This window comes from Cellulomonas rhizosphaerae (genome assembly GCF_003470205.1).
Taxonomy (GTDB): domain Bacteria; phylum Actinomycetota; class Actinomycetes; order Actinomycetales; family Cellulomonadaceae; genus Cellulomonas; species Cellulomonas rhizosphaerae.
On record NZ_QWKP01000032.1, the window covers coordinates 1 to 2,730 of the forward strand.

The 2,730-nt window shown below is 72.2% G+C and carries 2 protein-coding genes; both read left to right on the forward strand.

Going from position 1 to position 2,730, the window contains the following annotated elements; translation table 11 throughout:
- Nucleotides 1-119 precede the first annotated feature (119 nt).
- A complete protein-coding gene (gene nadC, locus D1825_RS00380; RefSeq protein WP_407643285.1) occupies nucleotides 120-1,022 on the forward strand; it encodes a carboxylating nicotinate-nucleotide diphosphorylase in 903 nt (300 codons plus the stop codon).
- Between the two features lie 56 nt (nucleotides 1,023-1,078).
- Nucleotides 1,079-2,590, forward strand: coding sequence for a lysine--tRNA ligase (gene lysS, locus D1825_RS00385; RefSeq protein ID WP_118765574.1), 1,512 nt, complete (start codon nucleotides 1,079-1,081; stop codon nucleotides 2,588-2,590).
- The last annotated feature ends 140 nt before the right edge of the window (nucleotides 2,591-2,730 follow it).

A 2,730-nucleotide genomic window follows, 5' to 3' on the forward strand; every position in this document is an offset into this window, starting at 1 on the left:
CGCCATGCGCGCTCGGTCCGCAGCACGCGCGCTCGGCGCGGAGCGGGCGGCGGGTGGGGGCGGCGGCGGGGCGGGTGGGGGCGCGGTGGCTGGGCAGTAGCGTGGGGGACGTGCGTGAGGTGGCGGCCGGGTTGCCCGGCGATCCCGGTCCCGACCCTGCGGCCATCGCCCGGGTGGTGGCGGCCGCGCTCGACGAGGACCTCGGCCCCGAGCCGGGTCGCGACGTCACGTCGCAGTCGACGATCCCGGCCGACGAGCAGGGGAGCGCGGACCTCGTCGCGCGCGCCGACGGCGTGGTCGCCGGCCTCGTCGTCGTCCCGGTCGTGCTCGACGCCGTCGCCGACCGGCTCGGCCTGGGTCGCGCGAGCGTGGAGGTCGTCGTCCCCGACGGCACGCGCGTGGCCCGCGGGGACGTCCTGGCTCGGCTGGTCGGCCCGGTCCAGGTGCTGCTCGTCGCGGAGCGCACCCTGCTCAACCTGGCCTCGCGCGCCTCGGGCGTCGCGACTCACACCCGCCGCTGGGCCGACGCGCTCGCGGGCACGGGTGCACTGGTGCTCGACACCCGCAAGACCACGCCGGGCCTGCGCGCGCTCGAGAAGTACGCGGTGCGCTGCGGCGGCGGGACCAACAAGCGCATGGGCCTGTACGACGTGGCGATGGTCAAGGACAACCACGTCGCGGCGGCCGGCTCCGTGACCGCGGCGGTCGAGGCCGTGCGCGCACGGTTCCCCGACGTCGCGATCCAGGTCGAGGCCGACACGGCCGACCAAGCGCTCGAGGCGATCGCCGCCGGCGCGACGTTCCTCCTGCTCGACAACATGCCCACGCCGCTGCTGGCGGAGGTCGTCGCCGCGGTCCGCGCGGGCGAGGCCACGGGCGGCCGCATCGAGCTGGAGGCCACGGGCAACCTCACGCTCGACCGTGCGCGCGAGGTCGCGACGACGGGGGTCGACTACCTGTCGGTCGGCGGACTGACCCACTCCTCGCCGATCCTCGACCTCGCGCTCGACCTGACCGCGTGACCGGACCGACACCCCCGACGGCGGGTATGCCCAGACGGCCTCGGTAGGATCGCCCGGTGAGCGACGCACCCCAGGATCTGGCCGACGACACCCCGGAGCAGATCCGCATCCGCCGCGACAAGCGCACGCGGCTCCTCGCGGAGGGCACCGAGGCCTACCCGGTGTCCGTCCCGCGCACCCACACGATCGCCCAGGTCCGAGCCGAGCACCCGGACCTCGAGGCGGGCACGGAGACGGACGACGAGGTCGGCGTGGCCGGTCGCGTCGTGTTCCTGCGCAACACCGGCAAGCTCTGCTTCGCGACGCTGCAGGACGGCGAGGGCAACCGCCTGCAGGCGATGCTCAGCCTGGCCGCGGTGGGCGAGGAGCGGCTCGCCGCGTTCAAGGCCGACATCGACCTCGGCGACCACCTGTTCGTGCACGGCAAGGTCATCGCCTCGCGCCGCGGCGAGCTCTCGGTGTTCGCCGACGCCTGGCAGCTCGCGGCCAAGGCGATCCGGCCGCTGCCCAACCTCTACGAGGGCACCGAGCTGTCGGAGGAGGCCCGCGTCCGGCAGCGGTATGTGGACCTCGTCGTGAGCCAGCGCTCGCGCGACATGGTGCGCCAGCGCGCCGCCGTCCTGCGCTCGGTGCGCGAGAACCTCCACCGGCGCAGCTTCATCGAGGTCGAGACCCCAATGCTGCAGGTGCGTCCCGAGGGCGCGGCCGCGCGCCAGTTCGAGACGCACATGAATGCATTCGACATCCCGCTCTTCCTGAGAATTGCCCCAGAGCTTTTCCTGAAGCGCGCGGCCGTCGGCGGCGTGGAGCGCGTGTTCGAGATCAACCGCAACTTCCGGAACGAGGGCGTCGATGCGACGCACTCGCCCGAGTTCGCGATGCTCGAGGCGTACGAGGCCTACGGCGATTACGACACGATGGCCGAGCTCACGCAGGACCTGGTGCAGACCGCCGCGAACGACGCCTTCGGTTCCACGGTCGTCACGCTCGCGGACGGCTCGGAATACGACCTGGGTGGCGAGTGGACCCGCCTGCCGATGTATGACTCGTTGGGCGAGGCAATTGGCGACGAGATCACGCACGACACCCCGGACGACGTATTGCTGCGACTTCTCGAGAAGGCCGAGATCGAGCTCGCGCCCGCGCAGCGCAACCACGGCAAGATGATCGAGGAGCTCTGGGAGCACCACGTGGGCAACGGCCTCGTGGCACCCACGTTCGTCGTCGACTTCCCCGTCGAGACCTCGCCGCTCACGCGCGACCACCGCACCAAGCGTGGCCTGGTCGAGAAGTGGGACCTGTACGTGCGCGGCATGGAGCTCGCCACGGCCTACTCCGAGCTCGTGGACCCGGTCATCCAGCGCGAGCGCTTCGAGGCGCAGGCGGCGCTGGCCGCGCGGGGCGACGACGAGGCCATGCGGATCGACGAGGACTTCCTCACCGCGATGGAGTTCGCGATGCCACCGTCGGGCGGGATGGGCATGGGGATCGACCGCCTGCTCATCGCGCTCACGGGCCGCGGAATTCGCGACACCATCCTTTTCCCGCTCGTGAAGCCGCAGGGCTGAGCGCCATGGGTGGATGGGGACCGGCACTCGCCGCATTGCTTCCGTCGATCGGCGTGGGCCTGCTGTTCTGGTTCGGGATGCGCGCGGTCATCAATGCGGACCGCACCGAGCGCCAGGCGCTCGCCCGAATGGACAAGGCC